Source organism: Rheinheimera baltica (assembly GCF_030731985.1).
GTDB classification, from domain to species: Bacteria; Pseudomonadota; Gammaproteobacteria; order Enterobacterales; family Alteromonadaceae; genus Alishewanella; species Alishewanella baltica.
Window position 1 is genome coordinate 89,447 of the sequence record NZ_JAPJDY010000008.1, and the last position, 24,505, is coordinate 113,951.

The following is a 24,505-nucleotide window of genomic DNA, read 5'->3' on the forward strand; positions in this document are numbered from 1 at the left end:
ATAGCTTACCTGAGCATCACAACAGAAAAATGGCAGTTTTATGAAGGTTTACCAAACGCTGCCCCTAGAGCAACATTTGGCATAAGATTATTAATTGGCAGCCGTATCCAAAGGCGCAAAGCTTTTAACCAAATCGTCCACAGCTTTCATCTGCAACAAATAATCTTCCAGCTTGGCTAATGGTAGCGCGCAAGGGCCATCACACTTTGCCAGATTTGGCTCTGGGTGAGCTTCGATAAACAAACCGGCCAGCCCCAATGCCATGCCAGAACGCGCCAGTTGTGCAGCCTGAGCGCGGCGTCCATCTGCCGAGCTTTCACGCCCACCTGGTTTTTGCAACGCGTGGGTCGCGTCGAAAATAACCGGACCGTACTGCTTCATTTCGTCCATCCCCAGCATATCAACCACAAGATTGTTATAGCCAAAGCAGCTACCACGTTCGCACAATATAACCTGCTCGTTACCGGCTTCTTTAAACTTGGTGATGATATGACGCATTTCGTGCGGTGCCAAAAACTGCGGTTTTTTCACATTAATAACCGCACCGGTTTTAGCCATAGCAACCACTAAATCGGTTTGCCGGGCTAAAAATGCGGGTAATTGAATAACATCCACGACTTCGGCAACCGGTGCCGCCTGATGTGTTTCGTGCACATCAGTAATTAACGGCACCTTGAAGGTATGTTTTATTTCTTCAAAAATTCTTAAACCTTCTTCCATGCCAGGGCCACGATAAGAGTGCACCGACGAGCGGTTAGCCTTGTCAAATGACGCTTTAAACACATAAGGTATGCCAAGCTTAGTGGTTACCTCAACATAGTGCTCCGCAATACGCATGGCTAAATCACGCGATTCCAATACGTTCATGCCACCAAACAACACGAACGGTAAATGGTTGGCTACTTTGGTAGCTCCTACTTGAATAATTTGCCCTGTCATAATTAATCTCAATTGAGTTGCCCGTTTTCAAAGGCAAAATTTACACTGCCGAAATTTACACTGCCAAAACTTACACTGAGAAACGTCAGCTTAAAAAGCAGTTAAAAATACGGGTTGCTTTGTCATGGCCACGCGTAGTACCAATCCTAACCAACCCAACGCACCGAGAAAACACAGCCAGCGTATATAGGCGGTACGGCCTTTAAACGCCATGACACCCAATACAATATAAGCAATAACCGCAATAAGTTTTTCTGTTAGCCAAGGCTGCACAAACGGGTATTGTTGTAATGTCAGCATCAACATAACAGCGCTCAGAAGTAAAAAGGTGTCGATAACATGTGGGGCAATTTTAAAAAATTTACTTTGTAATATTGCAGCAGGTTTTAAACTCATCGCAAAACGAACCAGTAAAAAACTCACACTCAGCACAACCATTAACAGGTGAATATGTTTAAACGCCATATACATTAAGCTTATCCTCTTCAAGTAAAAAAACAGCCAGCGGATGCTGGCTGTTAGGCTATTCGTCGCTATCGGGGTATTTTTGCAGTATTGCCTCTAGTTTGTCGACCCGGTTATTAAAGATTTCTACCAATTTAGGGTCAAACTGCTTTCCTGATTCTGACTCAATCCACGTTTTTACCTGCTCTAGTTCCCACGCAGATTTATAACAACGTCGATGTCGTAGAGCGTCATACACATCTGCCAAGGCCGCAATACGGCCATAGATATGAATATCCTCGCCTTTCTTACCACTGGGATAACCTGAACCATCCCATTTTTCATGATGGTCTAACGCAATAATAGCGCCAGCTTGAATAATGCTACGTTTAGAGTCTTTTAAAATGTTGTAACCAATGCTGGAGTGAGTTTTCATTACTTCCCATTCGTGATCCTGCAATTTAGACGGCTTGTTTAAGATGCCATCAGGAATACCGACTTTACCTACATCATGCAATGGCGCGGCAAACATTAACCGCTCGGCTTCCTCTTCAGTTAATCCATAGGCTTTAGCCAGGTCATAACAAATAAAGGCAACCCGTTTTACATGGTTACCGGTTTCAATAGAACGATGTTCAACGGCTTCACTTAAGCGGTAAACAATTTCGCGTTGGGTATCTTCTACCTCATGCTGCAGTTGCACATTTTCGTATGCAATTTGCACATTTTGCGAAAACAACTCGATTAACTTTTTCTGATTTTCTGTCATAACGCCAGGCAGGCCGGAAATATACAATAAAGAGCCGTGAGTAAATTTGCTGGTGCAATATGCCACCAAATAATTGTCCCGATAAACAATGCCACGAGAATTTAACGCTACTTCAAAGGCGTCCATTAGCTCTGGTGCCAATACGTCTTGCACCGGTTTCCCTTCTTTACGCTCAAACTCGCCCTGACCGGCAAACACCACCAGTCGATGCGGATCTGATACATCTCCGCTAATATTTCCGGCAACTAAAGATGAACTGACTAACAACGCATCTTCGTTACAACCCAGTATTGACGTGAGCTGTTGCAGCACACCATCAATAAACTGCTCCATCGAGTGTGAGGTGAATAAATCAGCCGACGCATTAATGATTTTTTCCAGCCCTTGCCGGCTTTGCTCTAAAGACAAAATATCGCGGTATGAGCGCAAACTGGACATAATCACGGTAAACAGTTTTTGTGCTGTCAATTCTGTCTTCGATTTGTAGTCATTAATATCATAATTGATAATGACTTGCCGCTCTGGCGCCTGGCCCGGCTGACCGGTACGTAGGATAATTCTGACATGCTCGTTATGCAGCTCCTCCCGTACATAACTGGCTACCAGCAAACCCGCGTCGTCCGTTTCCATCACCACGTCCAGCAAAATAATTGCCGCGTCGGGGTGCTCAGCAATCAGTTTCTTAGCTTCTGCGCCCGAATAAGCACTAAGAAAAGTCAGATTTTTACCTTGAAACGTAAAGTCGCTTAATGCGAGCTTGGTAACAGCGTGTACTTCAGGCTCATCATCAACAATTAATATTTTCCAGCTGCCATTGATTATTGGCTCGACTTGATCAGTTTCTTCAGCAAATAAAAAGTCATAACTCATCCGCGGTTCCTTAGCACTCATTCGGCATAAAGATAGTGATTAAGTTATATGACGGAATGCTACAGCGGTCAAAGAAAAGTCGTTAAAAACAGCGATTAACCGCGCTTTTGACCACCACTAATACGCCAGTTGTTGCCGTAATCACGTTTCGACTCAACCGAGGTAAAACCGGCCTGCTGCAGCAAGTGTTGAACTGCTTCGGCTTGGTTATAGCCATGCTCCAGCCATAACCAACCGCCAGCATTAAGATGTGATTGCGCCTGGGTGACAATCTGGACAATATCGGCCATGCCGTTGTTAGCCGCTGTTAGTGCAGTGAGGGGTTCATGTTTCAGGGCAATTAAATGAGGGTCTTGCGGATCGATATAAGGCGGATTACTAACAATCAGATCAAACTGCTCGCCCTGCAGTGCGTCAAACCAGTTACTTTGTAACATGCGACAGTTTGTAATGGCTAACGCCACTCGATTAGTCTCAGCCAGCGCCACCGCGTCACTAATATAGTCTACAGCCGTTACTTGCCACTGCTGACGCTGCTGCGCCAGAGCCAATGCAATTGCACCAGTCCCCGTGCCCAGATCTAGCACCTTAGCTTTATTGGGCAGCGCCAACCCCAGCACGTACTCAACCAAAATTTCCGTATCTGGCCGCGGAATGAGAGTTGATGGCGACACTTTTAGGGTTAAACCGAAAAAGTGCCAGTAGCCAAATAGATAAGCCAGTGGGTGCCCTTGCAGCCGTTTAGTCAGTAAATCGTTAAGTTGTGTTAGCTCTGCAAGGGTTAATATACGTTCGGGGTAGCTGTACAGGTAGCTATTGCTAACCTGTAACACATGGCTCAGACATAACCGAGCGTCAATACCGGGCGTCGAACAAACAGCAGCAAGCTCTTGCTGGCTTTGCTTTAACCACTCACCGAGTGTTTGCACCAGCGCCATCACTTAACGATTCTCGTCCGCCAGTGCCGCTAACAAGTCAGCCTGATGTTCATGCTTCAGCGGCTCTAGTACTTGATCCAAATCGCCTTCGATAACTTCATTTAACCGGTAAATGGTAAGGTTGATACGATGATCCGTTAAACGCCCTTGCGGGAAATTGTAAGTGCGAATGCGCTCTGAGCGGTCACCACTGCCCACTAACGAGCGTCGGGTTGATTCTTCCACTAAGCGGCGCTTTTCGTCTTCTGCGGCCTGAATGCGTGATTGCAACACGCTCATGGCACGGGCACGGTTTTTATGTTGTGAACGCTCATCCTGACATTCCACCACAATGCCGGTAGGTAAGTGGGTAATACGAATGGCAGAGTCAGTCCGGTTTACGTGCTGACCACCGGCACCAGATGCGCGAAACGTATCCACTTTTAAATCGGCCGGGTTAATTTCGATGGCTTCACTTTCCGGAATTTCCGGCATTATGGCTACAGTACAAGCTGACGTATGCACCCGGCCCTGTGATTCTGTTGCTGGTACGCGTTGCACACGATGGCCGCCAGATTCAAATTTCAGCGTGCCATAAGCGCCCTCACCTTGCACACTGGCGATAATTTCTTTAAAACCACCATGCTCGCCATCACTAGCGCTGATAACTTCCAGTTTCCAGCGCCGCTTTTCAGCAAAACGGCTGTACATCCGAAATACATCGCCAGCAAAAATAGCCGCTTCGTCACCGCCTGCACCGGCACGTATTTCAATAAAACAGCTGTTGTTGTCGTTGGGATCTTTTGGCAACAGCAAAATTTGCAGATCTTGATCTAACTGCTCAATGCGCTCTTTGGCCGTTTTATATTCTTCCTGCGCCATTTCTCGCATGTCCGGGTCGCTGTCTTTTTGCATCTCTTCAGCCGAGCTTAAATCTTGCTGAGCTTGTTGATAGTCAGCAAAGGCTTTACTGATATCTTCCAGTTGGCTGTACTCTTTAGACAGTTCACGAAACCGGCTTTGATCACTAATTACACCTGCGTCACTTAATAATGCCTGCACCTCTTCATAGCGCTCAGACAAACCTTCCAGCTTTCGATATACCGATTCTTTCATGGTGTTTTATATGCTCAATTACAGATCTAACAAGGTGTTGATCATGGTTTGTTTATTCAATTCATCATCCTGCCCTAACTGGCGGATGGCTTTGGTTGGACTGTGCATCAGTCGATTACTTAGTTTAGTCGACATTTCAGCCAGGACTTTTTCTGCGTCCTGACCTGCAGATAATTGGTTAACCGCCTTCGCTAATAACTCTGCCCGGATGTCTTCACAGCGCTGGCGATAATCCCTCACCCAGTCCACACTACCTTGCAATGTCAACCACTGTGCAAACTCTGCAACACCTGCACGGATCATTAACCTGGCCTGATCAGCCGCTTGCTGACGGTTACTTAGATTTTGCTCCACGATGGTTTGCAAATCATCTACGGTATAAAGATAGGCATCTTCCAGTTCTGCCACCTGCTGTTCAATATCACGCGGCACAGCTAAATCTACTAAAAACATCGGTTTATGTTTACGCCGTTTTAATGCTTGCTCAACCATACCTTTACCAACAATAGGTAACGTACTCGCTGTCGAGCTGATAACAATATCGGCTTCAGCCAGTTTGGCGGGCACCTGCGCCAACGTAATGGCTGCCGCGTCAAATTGCTCCGCCAGCAATACAGCGCGCTCATAGGTGCGATTTGCCACAACCAAAGCGCCAGCGCCTTGCTCTTGTAAATGCTTAGCAACCAGTTCAATGGTTTCGCCTGCACCAATCAATAACACCCGTACCTTGCTTAAATTACCAAAAATTTGCTTGGCTAAGCTTACCGCAGCAAAAGCAACAGACACCGCATTGGCACCAATTTCGGTATCCGTGCGTACCTGCTTCGCCACGGCAAAAGTCTTTTGAAACAAACGCTCAAACTGCGGATTCACCGTACCGGCATTGCGCGCCTGATTATACGCTTGTTTTACCTGACCAAGAATTTGCGGCTCACCCAGCACGAGTGAATCTAAACCAGAAGCGACTTGCATAAGGTGTTCGGCAGCCGCATTATCCTGATGCAAGTATAAATGTTGTTGCAACTCACTGCCGTCAACGGCATGAAATTGTGCCAACCAGACAATTACCTGTTCCGCTTGGCTCGCACTGCCGTTAAAATACAATTCAGTTCGGTTACAGGTAGATAAAATCACTGCATCTGAAATACTGGTGGCAGTAGTCAGTTCGCGCAAGGCTTGCGACACTTGCTCAGGCGCAAACGCAACTTGTTCGCGCAGGGCAACGGGTGCCGTTTTATGGTTAATGCCGAGAGCGAAAATGGATATCACCTGTATCATTAGAATCGTCAGGGGCGGATTGTACGAAAAAGCCCTAACTAAGAAAAGCACAGCGAAGGACTTTAGTGTGGGCTATTCGATAAAGCAGCTATTTATTATCTGCATTTCACTGTATTTGTTAACCGGTTGTAGTTTATTTCAACGACCTACGGTAATAGAACCGCCCTTGGCAGGTTCTGTGCGTGAGCAACAACTTATCGCGATGCAAAACTATACGCTGCAAGCCACCATAGGTATTAAAACTCAACAAGACAATGTAACTGGCAATTTAACCTGGCAACAGCAAGATACGAAGCAGTATCAGGCGCGGCTGAGTAATTTTTTGGGTATCAGTTTATTTGCGTTACAGCAGAAACCCTATAGCAGCGAGTTGACGATAAAAGGTGAAACCTACCAAGCCGTGGATGCCGATACATTGCTATTGCAACTAACAGGCTGGTCTATGCCGCTAGCCGATATGCCTTTGTGGTTAAGGGGCTTACCCGGTAACAATAGCACCGACGTTGTTTACGATAACTTTGGCCGTGTTACCCGGTTTAACCTCATCGACAGCAGTGGTGTTCTGTGGCAACTGGAATATCAGAGCTTTTTTGCTGATGCATTGGCGCTACCTAAACGCCTGCGGCTGACCAGTAGCGATACCCAAATTAAAGTTGTGATCCGGAGCTGGCAATGACCACACTAACACTGCCCGCCGTGGCAAAACTCAATTTATTTTTACATATTACCGGTCGTCGGCCAGACGGTTACCATAATTTGCAAACGTTGTTTCAATTGCTTGATGTTGGCGATGAATTACATTTTACCCTGCGCAACGACAGCAACATTAACTTGCAATGCAATAATAACGACTTAGTTAATGAAGATAATTTAGTCTTACGCGCTGCCCGCTTATTACAGCGCCATAGCAGCTGCCATAGTGGCTGCGATATTTATCTTGATAAACGTCTGCCTATGGGCGGCGGTCTTGGCGGTGGCTCATCAGATGCAGCCACTACACTGCTGGGCTTAAATGCCCTGTGGCAATTAGGGCTTTCGATTGACACGCTGGCAGAATTAGGTCTTACCCTTGGTGCCGATGTGCCCCTGTTTGTACGAGGTTACAGCGCCTTTGCAGAAGGCGTTGGTGAAAAATTACTACCGGTTAATTTACCCGAGAAAATATACCTGATTGTGACACCAGATTGCCATATCAGCACAGCTGAAATATTCCAACATAATGATTTGATTAGAAATACACCTTTAATTAGCGTTGAGCAAGTATTAACCACGCCATGGCGTAATGACTGTCAGCCGCTGGTCGAACAGCACTACCCTATTGTTGCAATAACCTTACAGTGGTTGGTAGAATACGCGCCGTGTCAAATGACGGGTACTGGCGCCAGTGTGTTCGCGGCTTTCCCGGACCAGACCAGTGCTCAGCATGCCCTTGCGAATTTACCCGCCACCTGGCGCGGTTTTATCGCCAGAGGGGTCAACCAGTCGCCTGTATGGGCTGCGTTGGCAGATACCGAATAAGTAACTGCAGCGGTGCTTTTACCGCTGTTTATTGATAAACCGGACTCACCACTGCCCTGAGGATCCTACCGTGCCTGACATGAAGGTTTTCGCTGGTAACGCCATACCAGAACTCGCAAGTAAAATCGCCAGCCGCCTGTACATTCAACTTGGAGATGCCGAAGTCGGCCGTTTCAGTGATGGGGAAGTTAGTGTCCAAATCAATGAAAATGTGCGTGGTTCAGATGTTTTCATTATTCAATCCACTTGTGCACCCACTAACGACAACCTGATGGAACTGATCGTTATGGTTGACGCTCTGCGTCGTGCGTCTGCCGGTCGTATTACTGCGGTAATGCCGTACTTTGGTTACGCACGTCAAGACCGCCGTGTCCGTTCAGCCCGGGTGCCTATTACGGCTAAAGTTGTTGCCGACTTTTTATCCAGCGTTGGCGTTGACCGCGTACTCACGGTAGACTTACACGCTGAACAAATTCAAGGCTTCTTTGATGTGCCGGTAGACAACGTATTCGCCAGCCCAGTGCTGCTGGACGATATGCGTAAAAAAGGCTTTACTTCACCGGTTGTCGTATCACCAGATATTGGCGGTGTTGTGCGCGCCCGCGCTATTGCTAAGCTGTTAAACGATGCAGACTTAGCCATTATTGATAAACGCCGGCCTAAAGCCAACGTAGCCCAGGTAATGCATATCATCGGTGATGTACGCGACCGTGACTGTATCATCGTCGACGACATGATCGACACCGGCGGTACCTTATGTAAAGCCGCTGAAGCATTAAAAGAGCAAGGTGCTAAACGGGTATTTGCGTATGCCACACATCCGGTGTTCTCTGGCAACGCAGCGCAAAACATTGAAAACTCTGTTATCGACGAGTTGATTGTTACAGATACCATTCCATTGTCAGCCGAAATGAAGGCCGTCGCGAAAGTTCGTCAGCTCACATTAAGTGAAATGTTGGCCGAGTGTATTCGCCGCATCAGTAACGAAGAGTCTATCTCGTCAATGTTTGACTAAGCGAAACCCATTTAGATTAAGGCGCCCAATTGGCGCCTTTTTATTTGCCGCAAAACCTAAAAGCAATTGCAGCGGTGCTCGCAAACATATATTTATCATCAAATATCTTATTTTTATATCTTTTTAGTCACCCAACAGAAATATTTTACACGTTATGTTAACCCAAGCTGTAACCCCTTACCGGTGCAGTCTAAAAGCAATATTCAGGTTAATAGTTTTATTAACTCACTGCATCAGGCGCAGGCTGAATAACGTTAACTAAAACGCTGTATTACTTTCAGTATGGAGAAGTACATGATGAAACAAAATAAGATTTTACTGATGCTGGGCTGTATCGGATTGCCGTTATCAACCTACGCAGACAGTAGTGTTCCTGTTGATTCAACCTCACCCTTTTACGAAGATAGCGCACAATTTAATGACGTGGCATCAACGAGTGAAGCCGGATGGGGTTGGAGCTCGGCCGCATTTTGCGATCCCTACGATACCGGTTGTGATACAACGATAGCGCCACCGGCAGATACGCCTCCGGCAACACCCAAACGTATTACCGTCTCCAGAGTAGCAGGTTCGCCCACAATAAAGCTGAATTGGGCTGCCGCATCACCGGGTATTGGCAGTAATTTTCGCTATGAAGTTTACCAACAGCTGAAAAACGGCGGCAACAGCAGAATATATTACGGTACCAGCCGCGCCATAAATTATAATGCGGGGAATAATACCACCGCAAAATACCAGGTAAAAGCGTGTAACAGTGCTGGCTGCAGCGCGCTAAGCGAAAGTAGCTATTTTGCTATAAACACCAGTTATAACAACGGTGGTGCAAACACAATGCCACTGGAATCTTTTGGCCTTAACGCCGCTATCAGTTTAAGCAAATCATCAACCGCTGCAAACGTGCATACCTTAACAGAAACTGACACCGCGTTGTCGGTGCTGGGTAACGGCTTTGACGCCATAAAAGGTGAAGTATTTGGCAACACTTGCTGGAGTGCTTCAGGTGCAGACAAGTTAAGCTCAGTTCAAAATGTTAACGAACAAAAGTACAGTTTTCGTCAGGTCGACAGCTATGAATCGTTAGCAACCAGTTTAGATTTAAAACGCTCAGGCGGCGGCTCACTGTCATTCGGTGGTTTCTCTATTGGAGGGTCGGGCAGCTCGTCACTGTATAGCGAAACTTCAAAAGTAACAGAAAGCTCTGTCATCGTGGCTTCCTTTGTTGATCAGCGCAAAAAGTTTCAGGCAAAACAAGCTTATGAACTAGGTATGGCATCTAACTACACTAACTTACTTACTGCAGGGCAAAAGCTTGAGTTTCGTAAAGCCTGTGGCGATAAGTTTATAGATACCGTCACTACCGGCAGAAAAATGTTGTTTACCATTCGCGTAGAAAGTGTCTCAAGCAGCTATAGCGAAATTAAAAACAAAACCCTGGAACTTAAAGCTTCACTAGATCAATACAGTGCTGACGGTAATTTTTCATCAAGTGAAAAATCTACGCTTGAGCAAGAATTCCGGGGCTACACCTTCGAAATTATTGGTACACAGACAGGAGGGTCGGCGCCGTCAAACTTATTGCGTTTAAACAGTATTACTGAGCTGATGACCGTATTAAATAACTTTGCCGACAGCGCCAATGATGATTTAGTGGCTATTGCCTCAACCGAGCGCGACTACCCTATTCCCTCTTCAATGAGCGGTAGCCATTTTAGTGTGTTTACCAACTATCCAGTTTATCGGGACATTTTAACAGCCTGGGGCCGGCTAGACAGTCAGGTTGAGCAACGCTGCTGGATGTTAAACAGCGACAAAGTCGGTTTTGACGTTGTAGGAAGAATAGCCGAAGCAATGGGAATGACCTTTTTCCAAGGCAACGTAAGCCAAGAAAACCTGTGCAGCGCCACTAAAGATATGATTGATCGTGGTATCAACTACTGTGCTAACCAGGGTGAATGGAGCAACTGTAAGCTGCCCACTGCGTCCGCCTGTATTGATAGCATTAACCAAGGGCAATGTATGGAGCGCCCGGAGCTACTTTCATTTAAACAATTTGCGCTAGCGGAAGCTCGGCTAGATTTAGCTCGCGGCGGCTGCGCTATTGGCCCTTGTAAAAAGAGTGCTTCAATTCAACAGTGTTTTGCCACTAGCAACACGGTACCGGATTATTCGCGTAATAAAGTGATTAGCAGCAGCTATGTGCCGACATCAATTCCTGGACTAGTCGTTACGGTTGACCGTGCCTGGCAGGTTAATTATGTCCGTAACAGCATAAGCAATGCCTCTGGTAAATATTGCTTAGGTTCATCAGCTGAAGTTTACGGCAAAGGTGGCTGGGGCTCTGGTGGTCGATACGAAGCGAACAACCAAATGTTCGGCTTTAAGTTAATTGAAAATATCGGTTACTCGTTGTAGTTGGATCAATATTAAATAAGGGGCAGTTTAGCTGCCCCCTTTTGAAAAGGATGATTATGTTCCTTGAACGCATATGGCCAACCAATAAAGCCAAATACAAATGCATACTGCCTGAGCAGATGCACACTATCGACATCAATAATTTTGCCTCACTGCCCACACTTAACACCTGTGCACTGGATCAGCACATTAATATACAACGTTTCAGCGCACGCTATTTAGCTGGCGGTATCTGCTTAAAAGAAGGCCGCACTGTATCCCGGCGCAGACTCGCACTGTGTGCACTAAACCTCGCACCGGAAGATTACCTGGCAAACTTAGTGCACAAGCAAATACAACGCTATGTAAACGCTATTAACCAGTTTACTAACAACAAGGCAAGCCTCGCACTGCTGTGTCAGCTGCAAGCACAACTCACCAACAGCGACAAGCAAAATGGTCATATTAGAACAGTACAAAATTGGTTAGGCGGTACGTCACCAGATAAAGCCCATTTTGTGCCACCACCTGCAGAATATTTACCGCCACTGGTAGATGACTTGCTACAGTTCATCAACACACACAAGCCGCTTGAGCGTGCGCATATTATTGCGGCAAGCAACCAGCTAATAGTGTTACACCCTTTTGTCGATGGCAATGGCCGCTTGCAGCGTGCCTTTACCGACAGCTTATTAGCGATGCAGACAGAGCACCCGGCAAGTTACATCAGCCCTTTTTTGTATCGGCTTGGCCATAATCATAGCGGCTATCACAGCACCCCGACAGCAATGCTGCAAGGCGACTGGTCACAGGTAACCTCATTTTGGCATGACGCCATCAATTGGAGTAATGAAGCCAGCATATGGCTTCTAAACACGGTACAGCATTTACAAAGAACGCTTCGAGTATCACTAGCACTTCGACCTGTAACACCCGCTATGACATCTATTTTGTCATTGATTATTAATCAACCACTTCTTACTGTTCAATATACCCTAGCGCAAACCGAGCATGCCGTTGCGGATATTCAACTCGCCCTCGATAATTTGGTCGAATTTGGTCTATTGCAGCGCTACCAACTGCGCCAGCCCATGCATACCGTGATTTATGAATGTAAATTAGTATTCGACGCTTATTTGGCCATGGACGAGCATTTATTTCGCAACAATATGTAATAAGATGAGTTATTTTTTTATTATGATTAACAAGGTTGATAATAAAAAGCGCCTTTGGACGTAATGTTGATCAGTTAAACAGAATCGGTTTGCCCTAAACTAACCGTTGAAGCCCCGGACGGGCTGAAACGAGACCCCAGGGAAGGGTTTACGGCGTGTTAGTGTGGGCAAAACGATGACAATGTAAACCTTAACTGACTAGCATTACGCCTAGAGGCGTCTTTGTTTTTTCCAATAACTAGGGCTGAATACGATTAAACTCCTTTTCCGCCTCTTCACGTGACATGCCATAACGTTCCTGCATCTTGCCGCAGAATCTATCGATACTCCCTTCTACCTGTTCTAAATCATCATCGGTTAGTTTGCCCCATTTTTCTTTTATGGCGCCGGTCATTTGCTTCCATTTACCTTCTGCAATATCGCTGTTCATACAACACCTCTCATTTAGACTGGTTGCACTTAGCAATGTAAAACTTAACATTGCCACTCATAAGGTATACAGCAATATTCACTCCAGAATTTAATTTGAAATATTATCAATAACTTAAAAGCAAACCTAACTTTAAACACCTTTACGATGACACCACAAACGGTAAATATTACCGACCAAGTTGCAATATGTTCGCATTGATATAAAAACGGGCCATTGTTTTGTTAAAAGCAGCTTAGAAAGCATTTAATCTGCCGGTGATGACTTAGTATCATCCGTTTTTAACCAATCTGCCAATGCACTAAGCTCCATACCATATAAATCGCCTTGCTGGGCCGCCCGTTGAATTTTTGCCATATGTTCAGCAAGCTCGGTTTCGGAGTATTTGGTGCTTTGCTCAGCGATGTAGTAATTAATCCCCCATGAAGTACACTTGGTAGGCTCAGTACTGATACCGGCAATTTGATCGTCAACAGCAGATTTCATGCAGCTATAAAAGTAGATATGTGGAAAAGGAGCACTGTCGATGCCGTCACAGTTTACCTTGCCAGAACAGCCTAGTTTCGCCATAGCAATTTGACTTAATTCACTTTGCTGAAAAGGTGCCAACTCAAAGTATGTTTGCGCAGCCTCAGAGGTTAATAGCTTTTTTAAACGTTCAGCAAGCAGTTGCTTAGTATCAAAATCTACCATGATATTCGAGCTTACTGCACTTATAGCCTGAACCACTGCAGCATCATGTCCTAATAGCGCGGCATTCAAATAACGTACTGATGCCACCTGCATTGGCTGCATACCAGACAACGGCTGACCACTAAACACATCTAACTTTTGCCCAATAAACTGCTCACAGCGTTGCACTTCCTGCATTAGGTTTTCCATATACCGGGCATCAGCATCACTCACCATCATGGCCAAAAATTGCGGAAAATCTCGCTCAAAGTCAGCCTTCCAAGCGTTAAGAGTATTACAGTGTGCCAGGATCTCTGCTAACTGAAACTGAGCTTTCGCGTCACCATCGTCGGCGCTGGCCAGCAACGATAGGGCTTGGCTGTAGTAATCCAATGGATCCACTTCTGGTGGGCTTTCGCTATTTTCCGCTGGAACCAGGTAATCTGTTTGCTCAGAATTTTGGTTACTTAGCACGGGTCTCTGTATGCTCGCTGCCTCTTCACTTGATACATTTTGCACACTGGCAGCATCGGGCGTTTTATAAAATGTGCTAAAAATTAAAGCACCCGATATCAATAGTACACAACAACCCAACAATGCTTTTAATTTCATATAATTTATTTAGCCAGCTCTGCATTTAATACATCAACAATTGAATCAATAGATGACTCGCCATAACCAATTTTATGCAGTGCTACCTTTCCTGTTTTTCCAATAACAAATAACGAAGGTAAACTCTCTACACCATAGGCGCCACCAATTCGGCCTCGCTCATCATGAGTAAAAACCAGATGGCTTGACGCTTCCGACAGCACCTTATGTAATTTGCGGTAACGCTTTTTATCTTCTTTAAAATTGACTGCCACCACTTGCATTGCGTCTGCACCAACTTGTTGCTGTATTACATCCAGCACCGGCATTTCTTGTAAACAAGGTGCACACCAGGATGCCCAAAACGACACGACAACCACTTTATCCTGATAGTTTTCCAGCAGCACATCATCACCCTGAATGGTCATACCCAGGTAGTTATCCGGCGCATCGCCAACGGCCGGCGCTGCAGCTTCTAGGTTAAGAGCCAGGCTAAGCGTAATGCCGGCCAATAGGTATTTAAGCATTGTATTTCCTCGTGAATTTTTAACCACTATGGCTGGTGCGTATCGTTCAGTAACGGCATTAAGGCTTCGAAACCGGCAGCAGCATAATCGCCTTTTTCCCAGGCTTGTTTAACTTTCTCTACCTCGGCTTCAACCTCAGGAATTAACTCAGGCTCGATCCAAACACCATAGCGACTGATATTTTCGGCACAATCGTATCTCGGGGTAACTGGTTCAGCCCATAGCACACTGCGTTCTAAACAAGGAATAATACCGATCTCAGCAGTACTAAATTGCAATTCGTCGCTTTCTCGGAAAAAACCAGGCTCTTGCTTTAGAGCAGCAACAACCCTGAAAGAATGAGGAGTGGATGACAAATGCGCCAAATAAGTCAAAGTTGCTAATGAAGGCCGAGCCAGCTCTTCGCGAACCATTTTAGCCGCAAGTAAACGCTCGTCATCAGATAATTTGATTACCTCAGATAAATGCAAACTTATTAGATATGCAGCTGCATCGGTAACACCATTCCTGAAGGATTTCGTAATCCAATAAAGAGACCTTTCCAACACTTGCTCATTATCGTAATTTATATCTTCAAAAAACTTGTAGTCAATATTTTGGAAGTTAGCACATTTTGCTACCTCTGACTTTAGTTGCTCTAACATATCAGCTTCAGCTTTTGATACTTCAGTGGCTAGCAATATACTTATCTCATCATCAACATCTATTAAGACCACTTGTTGACAATGTAAAAGCAGTCCAGCTAAATTTAGCTGGCTTACTCCATCACCAGCTCTAGCCCGATGCAGCAACTCTAGTGCCAGCGTATAATAATCGTCATACTGTTTTTGCAACTCACGCATTGATTGCTGCTGCTCGCCCTGCAGCAAGAATTCGATGGTGCCTGACGATGCACTGACCTGCTCTGGTTTAACGGTAACTAACGTTTGCACTGCGCCAATAGTTTGAACTGCTTCATCAGGTGACTCGGTATATATGGAAGGTTCGTCAGTGGTAAGCGTAGTAATAGCGAATACTGCTACAACGATGGTGACGACCAGGTAAAAATACCGCATTTTAAAACCTTTTCTCTTTGCCTGAAAATCATAATATCGATTGCAGCTAATTGCGGACACGAGAAGTGTCCGCTACGTATATCATACAAATTTACAATGCACGCCTTCACCTTTAATCGGCTTTTGACACATAAGCGTGCTACCGCCAGAATTTACACCAGCAATAGTGATGCTGCCAGAAACGATTGTACCTCCACCTTCAGAACCCGCACCAGAACCGCCTGATGTGCCGCCTGAGTTACTTGCCCGTGACGATATATCTTTGCCATCTTTATCTTTGGCAGAGATTAATATAATCGCCGAACCTGCAGGGTTAGGTATAAGCACCACAATCACATCCCCGTTGGTAAAAGTTATTGTGGCTAAAATTGGCATAAGTGGTGAGAAATTTAAGAGTCTCATTTCCTTGCGCACATCCGAAACATAATATTCAGGCATTCCATCGTAGCTACCTGTAAGGTTAATATTAATTAATGTGGGGGTCTTTTTAACAGCATATTTCTCATAATCAACATATTCTGAGAACTGTTGAGCATGAAGCGCTTTGGTGCTTACAACCCTAGCATTCGACATCGAGATGCCCAGTTCTGGTTCATGCAACTCAAAGGTATACACAGTTTCAACCACTTCGGTATTCATGTTGTAGACCAGATGATAACCAGCGGTATTACTTTGTGCCTGAGTTTTAGCTTTTCGCTCAAAATCAGCAACACTGTAGCAAGTGTCGCATTGAATTCAGTTTGGCACATCACGAGTATAAGCTTCAGCGGCAACAGCAATTTGTACACCCAAAGTACCGACAACCAGCGATAATGTAGCAAGATATTTATTAACGACGTTCATATTTTACTCCTTTGTTACGAACGGCGCGCAATTTCCCCCCCCAATGCATCAATGTCAAAACATTTCTGTAACACTTATCATCATAATAGACATTTATAAAATGATATCAGTAACTTAATTTTATAAAATTGACAGACGCTAACGAAAACCCCAAAAGGAGAAAGTCGTGGTTGGCTTCAAATAGAGTGGGCACGTCTTTTCATTTGCAGCTTATGCATCCCGGTGGTAATATGTCGCGCCCTTGAAAAGGGCATCCTACCTGAGACTGGTCGCGAGTCTTGGGAAACCTATTATTTTGGAGCACATCATGTCTGATGCAATTTTTACTTTAGATGCAGAAGTCCGCACTGACGCGGGGAAAGGTGCGAGCCGCCGCCTACGTCACGAAGACAAAGTACCAGCTATCATTTACGGTGGTAGCAAAGCACCAGTTTCTATCACTTTAGAACATTCTAAATTGATAAAAGCACAAAGCTTCGAAGCGTTTTACTCTCACATTCTGACCATTAAAGTTGGAAAAGAAGACGTAAAAGCAATCGTTAAAGCTATGCAGCGTCACCCGTACAAGCCAAAAATCATGCACGTTGACTTCCAACGCGTTGAAGCTGGCCACGAACTGCACACTGTTGTTCCTGTTCACTTCGTAAATGAAGAAGCGGCAGTGAAGAAAGGTGGTGTAGTTGTTCACGCGGCTAACGAAATCGAAATCTCTTGTCTGCCAAAAGACTTACCAGAGTTTATCGAAGTTAACATGAGCGACGTTGAAGTGGGTGCTCACCTGCACTTATCTGATCTTAAAGCACCAAAAGGTGTTACTTTTGTTCAGTTAGCGAAAGGTCACGACTTAGCGGTTGTTTCTGTGAACAAACCAGCTGGTAAAGCAGCTGATGCAGAAGAAACTGAAACTGCTGAGTAATGTCTGACACGACTCAGTCAACAGTCCAGTTGATTGTGGGCTTGGGTAATCCAGGCCCTGAATACAGCCAGACACGGCATAATGCCGGCGTCTGGTTTATTGAACAACTGGCGCGTCGCTTTAATGTCAGTCTGAAAAATGAACCGAAGTTCTTCGGTTATACCGGCAAATTTATTTGTGCCGGACAAGAATATAAACTTCTTATCCCCTCCACATTTATGAATCTTAGCGGTAAATCGGTGCTGGCAATGGCGCAGTTTTACAAATTAGCCCCTGAGCAAATACTGGTTGCACATGACGAAATGGCACTAGAGCCGGGTATTGCTAAGTTTAAACTGGGTGGCGGTCATGCTGGGCATAATGGCCTACGTGATATTATATCCAGACTGGGTAATAATCAGAATTTTTACCGCTTACGCTTAGGTATCGGTCATCCTGGGCATAAAGATAAAGTTACCGGTTATGTTTTGGGTAAAGCCCCGGCTGGTGAGCAACAATTGATCGAACATACTATTGATGAAGCGGCGTCTTGCTTTGATATTTTGGCCAAAGACGGTCTTATCAAAGCACAAAACCGTTTACACAGTTTCAAAGCCAGCTAGACGCGGCGCAGATATTTACAGCACGTAAAGGATACTAATTATGGGTTTCAAATGTGGCATCGTCGGCTTACCTAACGTAGGCAAATCTACCCTGTTTAATGCGTTAACCAAGGCCGGCATTGAAGCCGCTAACTTTCCGTTCTGTACTATTGAACCCAATACTGGCGTAGTGCCGGTGCCAGACCTGCGTCTGGAAAAGTTAGCTGCCATTGTTAACCCGCAACGCGTGCTGCCAACCACAATGGAATTTGTTGATATTGCCGGTTTAGTTAAAGGCGCCTCTAAGGGCGAAGGCTTAGGCAACAAATTTTTAGCCAATATCCGCGAAACAGATGCTATTGGCCACGTTGTGCGTTGTTTTAACGATGAAAACATTATTCACGTTGCCGGCAAAATTGACCCTGCTGACGATATAGACACCATAAACATGGAACTAGTGCTGTCTGATATGGACAGTGCAGAGCGTGCTATCTTCCGCGTCAGTAAAAAAGCCAAGGGCGGCGACAAAGACGCTAAAGCCGAAATGGCCGTACTGGAAAAAGTAAAAGCCCATTTAGAAACTGGCGATACATTACGCCAGCTTGAACTGGATAAAGAAGAGAAAGCGCTAATTGCTTATATGAACTTCTTAACCATAAAGCCGACGATGTACATTGCCAACGTGATGGACGACGGTTTTGAGAATAATCCCTATTTAGACATCGTCAGAGCCATTGCTGATAAAGAGGGTGCGATTGTTGTGCCTGTATGCGCTGCTATTGAATCAGAGATTGCTGAGCTTGAAGATGATGAGAAAGCAGAGTTTATGGCCGACATGGGCTTGGAAGAGCCTGGTTTAAACCGGGTGATCCGCGGTGGCTATTCATTATTGAACCTGCAAACCTATTTTACTGCAGGGGTTAAAGAAGTTCGCGCCTGGACTGTGGCTATTGGTGCTACCGCCCCACAAGCTGCGGGTGTCATCCATACCGACTTTGAAAAAGGTTTTATTCGCGCTGAAGTAGTGGGTTTTGACGACTTTGTGCAATTTAATGGTGAAGCCGGAGCAAAAGAAGCCGGCAAATGGCGTTTAGAAGGTAAAGACTACATCGTAAAAGATGGCGATGTAATGCATTTCCGTTTTAACGTTTAAGCCGTTTTGTTGTAAAAAAAGCCGTTGTTTGCCGACAACGGCTTTTTTATTGCCTGTGAAACCAGCGTTTTGCATATAAATTCAGCAAACGAACCAACAATGAATTTTAAACGCAAAAAAACGGTTGACGCTATAGGGGCAGTTCTGGATAATACGCGCCACTTGCTTAGGTCAAGTAATAGTGGCTACATAGCTCAGCTGGTTAGAGCACAGCACTCATAATGCTGGGGTCGCAGGTTCGATTCCCGCTGTAGCCACCACTTTACTTTACCTGTGCATGCGGGAATGGCGGAATTGGTAGACGCACTGGATTTAGGTTCCAGCGCCGCGAGGCGTGAGAGTTCGAGTCTCTCTTTCCGCACCACTTTTAAAGTGGTTGCACACAAGTTTTGCAGGGGCGTAGCCAAGCGGTAAGGCAGCGGGTTTTGATCCCGCCATGCGTTGGTTCGAATCCAGCCGCCCCTGCCATTAATTCAGTGGCCGTAGTTTTTTTTAAACACCTTCCAAACGACGATCACACAACACGTTTCTGTAGGGGCGTAGCCAAGCGGTAAGGCAGCGGGTTTTGATCCCGCCATGCGTTGGTTCGAATCCAGCCGCCCCTGCCATTAAACATAAAAACCCAGCCAAGGCTGGGTTTTTGCTTTTCTGGTTTAACCTCATTTTTCCGGTTACAACTTCTTTTATGCTCGCCGCAGCAACTCACAAATACTCACGTATTTGCTCAAACACTCTGCGGTTGCGCTAAAAGAGTTCTAACCTGCTTTGCAGATAAGGTTGGAACCCTGCAGCGCACAGCCACAGAGTGTCTGAGTCCTGCCGTAGGCTAAGGACGAGTTGCTGTGGCGAGCACTGTAGGTGTTGCAACCGTATTGCTTAGCTAAGCATTTTAGCCTGCCTATTCAGAACCAACAGCATAGCGCGCTACCAGCGTTTTTAACATTGTACTGCGCGCAGCTAAACTTAATGCCAACTGGCGTAGCTTACGCAGCGGCGCAATATCATTACCGAACACCTGATAAAACCCATCCATCGCGCTCATCATTAATAAATTCGCAGGCTTACGCTTACGCTGATAGCGTTGCAATAATTGTTCGCTGCCTATATCGCTGTTATGCCGTTTGGCGTCGATAATCAGCTCGGTTAGCAATTTGGCGTCTGCAAAGCCCAGGTTAACGCCCTGCCCCGCTAACGGGTTAATGGTATGTGCTGCATCGCCTGCCAGCACTACACGGCCGGCGAAGTAACGGTTAGCGTCCATTCGTGCCAAAGGAAACCAGCTGCTGGCCATCACCTCAACGTCACCTATAACGTTAGGAAAAGCTTTTACTAATTCTTGGGTCAATTGGGCGGGGCTAAGCGCAGCGAGCTGTTTAACTTTGGCCGCATCTTCATACCACACCACAGAGCCTTGCTGGCCGTTTAGCGGTAAAAAAGCTTTTGGCCCACTGGGGGTAAATTGCTGCCAGGTAACGTCTTGTTGTGGGTAAGGCGTTTTAACCAACGCCACTAAACACGCCTGCCGGTATTGCCAGCCATTGGTGCCAATACCCGCAAGTTGCCGTAACAGTGAATGCCCGCCATCAGCCGCTACAACCAGATCACTACTAAGTTTTTCACCGCTATCCAATGTCAGGATGGCGCTATCGGCTGTTTGCTCAAGTGCGGTAACAGACGATGGGCAAAATACTTGAACATTGCTACCCAACTGCTGCCATAGCGCCAGTTGCAAAAGATTGTTTTCAACAATATGGCCCAAGTGGCTGCGGTCAATATCAGCAGCATTGAAGGTAACAACACTCTGTGAATGCTCAAACGCTTGTAGACGCTGATACGGGCACAATCGCATCTGTTGCAATGCCTGCCAGGCACCCAAATCGCTAAGCCAGGCTTCACTGGCAAGATTAACTGACGATACACGTAAATCTGGCGTACTTTGCGCATCAAAAGCGACTGGTGCAAGTTTCTCGATTAACGCCACCTGCAAACCCGCCTGGCTTAACGCCAATGCTATGGCGGCTCCCACCATCCCACCGCCAACGACGGTAATATCAAATTGCGAAGCTGTACTTGTCATAACGTTTTGTCTTCTTTGTAATTAAGCACATTGTACGTCAGGCGCACGGCAAAAAGAAAATGCCTGTTTTTTACTTAAAATTGAAAGCAAAACCGGCTAAGGTCTGTCTTTGTGGGTCTCACTATGTCGACAACAGCAACAAGGATCAACAATGAAAGCTTATCTTATACTGCTTAGCGCTTTATTATTTAGTATTAAAATTCTAGCCGCTGCGGCCATTGCGCCATCCCCTGAGCAAGTCTCCCCGCTCCTTAATGGTTTGAGCATTCCCGATGTTACGCTAACAACCCCAGATAATAAGGCCGTTAGCTTAATGTCGCTGGTACAAAAAAAACCCAGCGTATTAGTATTCTACCGCGGTGGCTGGTGTCCTTACTGCAATGCTCAGTTAGCGTCGTTACGCGAAATTGAACCGCGACTTGCCCAATTAGGTTATCAATTAATTGCCATAACGCCTGACAGCGTTACTTCAATCAATAAAAGCCTAAGCGACACGGGTGGCCAAAAACTGAATTATACCCTGTTGTCAGACCATACCTTCAGTGCCAGCAGTGCATTTGGCTTGGCGTATTATCTGGATGATAAAACGGCAATGGCCTACAAAGGCAAGCTTGGTAGCTTAATTACCACTGAAGCAGGCACAGAAAAGGTAGTGCTACCGGTACCGGCGGTGTATATCGCCAATACCCAAGGTGACGCCGTATTTAACTATGTGCATATCAATTACAAAACCCGCTTAAACAGTGAATTGCTGCTAAAAGCGGCGGAGTTAGCGCTGCAATAATTTTACCGGCTTCAAGCCTTTTTTAGCCTGTTCACAGCGCCAGACACTGTAGCGGATTTTGGCGCTGTTTTTTTCTGATAAAAGCGTTGACGACAGCGCAAAAATACGGCATTTTTCGCGCCCTGTTTGGCAAGTATCGTAAGGGATGCTAGCCTGTTGTTTTTACCCTCTGCTGGAGATAACAGATGCGTAATGTAACCGTTGCTGCAACACAAATGATTGGCGGCTGGAATGTTGACGAAAACATCGAACGCGGTGAGCGTCTGGTGCGTGAAGCGGCCGCTAAGGGCGCCCAGATTATCCTGTTGCAGGAGTTGTTCGAGCGCAATTATTTCTGTCAGAAACAAAAACCTGATTACTTAGCTTTTGCCACCACGGTGGCCGAAAACAAAGCAGTTGCACATTTTACTAAAATTGCTAAAGAGCTAAACGTGGTGCTACCCATAAGCATTTACGAGCGCGCCGGCAACTGCCTGTACAACAGCGTAGTCATTATTGATGCTGACGGCGAAAACCTGGGTACGTACCGTAAAAGCCATATCCCAGATGGCCCGGGCTATAGTGAAAAGTATTACTTCACGCCGGGCGACACCGGTTTTAAAGTGTTTGCAACCAAGTATGCCAACATTGGCGTAGGTATTTGTTGGGATCAATGGTTCCCCGAGTGCGCCCGCAGCATGGCATTAATGGGCGCAGAACTGCTGTTCTACCCAACTGCTATTGGCAGCGAGCCACACGACCCAACTATTAGCTCACGCGATCACTGGCAACGCACGCAGCAAGGCCATGCCGCAGCGAATTTAATGCCGCTAATTGCCTCTAACCGTATTGGTACTGAAACTGAAGGCGACTACCATATCACCTTCTATGGCAGTTCATTTATTGCCGACGAAACCGGTGCCAAGGTACAAGAAGCGAATGAAACTGATGAAGCCGTGTTGGTACACAGCTTTGATTTAGATGCCGTAGCCGCAACGCGTCGTGCCTGGGGTATTTTCCGTGACCGTCGTATTGATATTTATGGCACAGTACTCACTAAAGATGGCGACATGAAACAACCTGCTAAACAAGGTGGTAACTAAGTGGCCTTTACAACACTAAACAGCACGCCGCGTGCAGACGGCTTTAGTATGCCGGCTGAATGGGTAGCACATAAACAAACCTGGATGGTATGGCCAGAGCGTACCGACAGCTGGCGCTTAGGCGCCAAGCCAGCCCAACAGGCTTTTGTCCGTGTTATTAAAGCCATCGCAGGTTTTGAGCCGGTAACCGTTGGCGCTTCGGCAGCGCAGTATGCCAACGCGCTGTCACAGTTAACAGACGTAGCCACTACTTTTCCTATCCGGGTGGTAGAGATTTCTAATAATGACGCCTGGTGCCGGGATACCGGCCCTACTTTTGTCACTAACGCTAATGGTGACGTTCGCGGCATTGATTGGACCTTTAATGCCTGGGGCGGCTTAAACGGCGGTTTATACTTCCCGTGGGACAAAGACGACCAGGTAGCCAGCAAAGTGTTGGGTATTGAGCAACTGCCACGTTACCGCACTGAGGGTTTTGTGCTTGAGGGCGGGGCTATTCATGTTGATGGCGAAGGTACGCTGTTAACTACTGAAGAATGTTTATTAAACAGCAACCGTAACCCGCATTTAAACCGTGAGCAAATAGAACAACAGATGCGGGATTATCTGGGTATAGACAAAGTACTTTGGCTTACTGACGGTATTTTTAACGACGAAACCGATGGCCACATTGATAATATGGCCTGTTTTGTAAAACCGGGTGAAGTGGTGCTGGCCTGGACAGACGATGAAACTGATCCGCAGTATGCCCGCAGTAAAGCGGCTTTAGATTACTTAGAAGCAGCAACGGATGCCAAAGGCAGGAAAATTAAGGTACATAAACTCCCTGTACCAGCTCCGATTATCGCCAACGCTGAAGAATACGCCACCGTAGATGCAACAATGAGCGCTATTCCACGCGAAGCCAATGCCCGTTTGGCAGGTTCTTACATCAACTTCTACCTGTGCAATGGCGGCTTAATATTGCCTACCTTTGACGACCCAAACGATAAAGTCGCGGCAGATATTTTGCAAAGCCTTTATCCGGAGCACAAAGTTGTTACTGTACCCGGCCGTGAAATACTGCTCGGTGGTGGCAATATTCACTGCATTACCCAGCAACAACCTGCACGTTAAACCTTTCAGGCTGCTCTTAAAACAAGAGAGCAGCCTTTTACCCTAACTGACGAAATTCTTAGTTAAAGCGTAAATCCCTGTAATAAAAACAGGCAGGCTACTGCGGCATAAACAATTGTTATCGGTATAAAAAATAAAAATCAAACTAATAAAACACTGTGTTTGTGAAATAGTTTTTTACAAATGGAGACAATGGTGTAACAGGTTACTTGTTACACTTAACGCTACTAATATTGATTATGGATA

General features: G+C 45.9%; 23 protein-coding genes and 4 tRNA genes. 15 read left to right on the forward strand and 12 right to left on the reverse strand.

Annotated elements, in window-relative coordinates; genetic code table 11:
• Positions 1 to 90 precede the first annotated feature (90 nt).
• From kdsA to hemA, 6 genes are all read right to left on the reverse strand, one after another.
• The gene (gene kdsA / locus ORJ00_RS14050; protein WP_027670689.1) at positions 91 to 939 is read right to left on the reverse strand and encodes a 3-deoxy-8-phosphooctulonate synthase; all 849 of its coding nucleotides are present in this window, start codon (positions 937 to 939) and stop codon (positions 91 to 93) included.
• 90 nt (positions 940 to 1,029) lie between these two features.
• The gene (locus tag ORJ00_RS14055) at positions 1,030 to 1,410 is read right to left on the reverse strand and encodes a SirB2 family protein (protein ID WP_027670688.1); all 381 of its coding nucleotides are present in this window, start codon (positions 1,408 to 1,410) and stop codon (positions 1,030 to 1,032) included.
• Positions 1,411 to 1,462: 52 nt separating this feature from the next.
• Positions 1,463 to 3,022: a response regulator gene (locus tag ORJ00_RS14060; RefSeq protein WP_306140147.1), complete on the reverse strand. Its 1,560-nt coding sequence runs from the start codon at positions 3,020 to 3,022 to the stop codon at positions 1,463 to 1,465.
• A 95-nt stretch (positions 3,023 to 3,117) separates the two neighbouring features.
• A complete protein-coding gene (gene prmC / locus ORJ00_RS14065) occupies positions 3,118 to 3,960 on the reverse strand; it encodes a peptide chain release factor N(5)-glutamine methyltransferase (protein ID WP_027670686.1) in 843 nt (280 codons plus the stop codon).
• A gap of 3 nt (positions 3,961 to 3,963) precedes the next feature.
• The gene (gene prfA, locus ORJ00_RS14070; protein WP_027670685.1) at positions 3,964 to 5,055 is read right to left on the reverse strand and encodes a peptide chain release factor 1; all 1,092 of its coding nucleotides are present in this window, start codon (positions 5,053 to 5,055) and stop codon (positions 3,964 to 3,966) included.
• Between the two features lie 18 nt (positions 5,056 to 5,073).
• Positions 5,074 to 6,333 (reverse strand): glutamyl-tRNA reductase, encoded by a 1,260-nt coding sequence (gene hemA / locus ORJ00_RS14075; RefSeq protein WP_306140148.1) that lies wholly within the window; start codon positions 6,331 to 6,333, stop codon positions 5,074 to 5,076.
• Positions 6,334 to 6,400: 67 nt separating this feature from the next.
• Between hemA and lolB the strand changes: the two genes are divergently transcribed.
• From lolB to ORJ00_RS14100, 5 genes are all read left to right on the forward strand, one after another.
• Complete coding sequence (gene lolB, locus ORJ00_RS14080; protein WP_306140149.1) at positions 6,401 to 7,009, forward strand: lipoprotein insertase outer membrane protein LolB; 609 nt, start codon at positions 6,401 to 6,403, stop codon at positions 7,007 to 7,009.
• Positions 7,006 to 7,851 (forward strand): 4-(cytidine 5'-diphospho)-2-C-methyl-D-erythritol kinase, encoded by an 846-nt coding sequence (ispE, locus tag ORJ00_RS14085; RefSeq protein ID WP_027670682.1) that lies wholly within the window; start codon positions 7,006 to 7,008, stop codon positions 7,849 to 7,851. The genes lolB and ispE overlap by 4 nt, the downstream gene beginning before the upstream one ends.
• A gap of 79 nt (positions 7,852 to 7,930) precedes the next feature.
• Positions 7,931 to 8,866, forward strand: a complete 936-nt coding sequence (locus ORJ00_RS14090) for a ribose-phosphate pyrophosphokinase (protein ID WP_240474855.1) — start codon at positions 7,931 to 7,933, stop codon at positions 8,864 to 8,866.
• Between the two features lie 294 nt (positions 8,867 to 9,160).
• Positions 9,161 to 11,278: a hypothetical protein gene (locus tag ORJ00_RS14095; protein ID WP_306140150.1), complete on the forward strand. Its 2,118-nt coding sequence runs from the start codon at positions 9,161 to 9,163 to the stop codon at positions 11,276 to 11,278.
• 56 nt (positions 11,279 to 11,334) lie between these two features.
• Positions 11,335 to 12,432: a Fic family protein gene (locus ORJ00_RS14100; protein ID WP_306140151.1), complete on the forward strand. Its 1,098-nt coding sequence runs from the start codon at positions 11,335 to 11,337 to the stop codon at positions 12,430 to 12,432.
• A gap of 238 nt (positions 12,433 to 12,670) precedes the next feature.
• On the opposite strand, the gene ORJ00_RS14105 is transcribed toward ORJ00_RS14100, so the two are convergent.
• From ORJ00_RS14105 to ORJ00_RS14125, 5 genes are all read right to left on the reverse strand, one after another.
• Positions 12,671 to 12,862: a CsbD family protein gene (locus ORJ00_RS14105; protein WP_305975752.1), complete on the reverse strand. Its 192-nt coding sequence runs from the start codon at positions 12,860 to 12,862 to the stop codon at positions 12,671 to 12,673.
• A gap of 246 nt (positions 12,863 to 13,108) precedes the next feature.
• Positions 13,109 to 14,146: a hypothetical protein gene (locus ORJ00_RS14110; RefSeq protein WP_306140152.1), complete on the reverse strand. Its 1,038-nt coding sequence runs from the start codon at positions 14,144 to 14,146 to the stop codon at positions 13,109 to 13,111.
• A gap of 5 nt (positions 14,147 to 14,151) precedes the next feature.
• Positions 14,152 to 14,652 (reverse strand): TlpA family protein disulfide reductase, encoded by a 501-nt coding sequence (locus ORJ00_RS14115; RefSeq protein WP_306140153.1) that lies wholly within the window; start codon positions 14,650 to 14,652, stop codon positions 14,152 to 14,154.
• A 26-nt stretch (positions 14,653 to 14,678) separates the two neighbouring features.
• Positions 14,679 to 15,707 carry a hypothetical protein gene (locus tag ORJ00_RS14120; RefSeq protein ID WP_306140154.1) on the reverse strand — a complete coding sequence of 343 codons (1,029 nt, stop codon included), beginning with the start codon at positions 15,705 to 15,707 and terminating at the stop codon, positions 14,679 to 14,681.
• 81 nt (positions 15,708 to 15,788) lie between these two features.
• Positions 15,789 to 16,346 (reverse strand): hypothetical protein, encoded by a 558-nt coding sequence (locus tag ORJ00_RS14125; RefSeq protein ID WP_306140155.1) that lies wholly within the window; start codon positions 16,344 to 16,346, stop codon positions 15,789 to 15,791.
• A 511-nt stretch (positions 16,347 to 16,857) separates the two neighbouring features.
• Between ORJ00_RS14125 and ORJ00_RS14130 the strand changes: the two genes are divergently transcribed.
• From ORJ00_RS14130 to ORJ00_RS14160, 7 genes are all read left to right on the forward strand, one after another.
• Positions 16,858 to 17,466: a 50S ribosomal protein L25/general stress protein Ctc gene (locus tag ORJ00_RS14130; protein WP_305975744.1), complete on the forward strand. Its 609-nt coding sequence runs from the start codon at positions 16,858 to 16,860 to the stop codon at positions 17,464 to 17,466.
• Positions 17,466 to 18,068: an aminoacyl-tRNA hydrolase gene (gene pth / locus ORJ00_RS14135; RefSeq protein WP_027672520.1), complete on the forward strand. Its 603-nt coding sequence runs from the start codon at positions 17,466 to 17,468 to the stop codon at positions 18,066 to 18,068. Before ORJ00_RS14130 ends, pth begins: the two co-directional genes overlap by 1 nt.
• 40 nt (positions 18,069 to 18,108) lie before the next feature.
• Positions 18,109 to 19,200: a redox-regulated ATPase YchF gene (gene ychF / locus ORJ00_RS14140; protein ID WP_027672519.1), complete on the forward strand. Its 1,092-nt coding sequence runs from the start codon at positions 18,109 to 18,111 to the stop codon at positions 19,198 to 19,200.
• A 183-nt stretch (positions 19,201 to 19,383) separates the two neighbouring features.
• Positions 19,384 to 19,460 (forward strand) — tRNA-Met (locus ORJ00_RS14145).
• A gap of 19 nt (positions 19,461 to 19,479) precedes the next feature.
• Positions 19,480 to 19,564: transfer RNA gene (locus ORJ00_RS14150), tRNA-Leu, on the forward strand.
• Between the two features lie 29 nt (positions 19,565 to 19,593).
• A tRNA-Gln gene (locus tag ORJ00_RS14155) sits at positions 19,594 to 19,668 on the forward strand.
• A gap of 65 nt (positions 19,669 to 19,733) precedes the next feature.
• Positions 19,734 to 19,808 (forward strand) — tRNA-Gln (locus tag ORJ00_RS14160).
• Positions 19,809 to 20,098: 290 nt separating this feature from the next.
• Here ORJ00_RS14160 and ORJ00_RS14165 read toward each other — a convergent pair.
• Positions 20,099 to 21,277: an FAD-dependent oxidoreductase gene (locus tag ORJ00_RS14165; protein WP_306140156.1), complete on the reverse strand. Its 1,179-nt coding sequence runs from the start codon at positions 21,275 to 21,277 to the stop codon at positions 20,099 to 20,101.
• Between the two features lie 151 nt (positions 21,278 to 21,428).
• Between ORJ00_RS14165 and ORJ00_RS14170 the strand changes: the two genes are divergently transcribed.
• From ORJ00_RS14170 to aguA, 3 genes are all read left to right on the forward strand, one after another.
• Positions 21,429 to 22,061 (forward strand): peroxiredoxin-like family protein, encoded by a 633-nt coding sequence (locus ORJ00_RS14170; protein WP_305975740.1) that lies wholly within the window; start codon positions 21,429 to 21,431, stop codon positions 22,059 to 22,061.
• 185 nt (positions 22,062 to 22,246) lie between these two features.
• Positions 22,247 to 23,143, forward strand: coding sequence for an N-carbamoylputrescine amidase (gene aguB, locus ORJ00_RS14175; protein ID WP_306140157.1), 897 nt, complete (start codon positions 22,247 to 22,249; stop codon positions 23,141 to 23,143).
• A complete protein-coding gene (aguA, locus tag ORJ00_RS14180; RefSeq protein ID WP_027672515.1) occupies positions 23,144 to 24,259 on the forward strand; it encodes an agmatine deiminase in 1,116 nt (371 codons plus the stop codon).
• Positions 24,260 to 24,505: the final 246 nt, after the last annotated feature.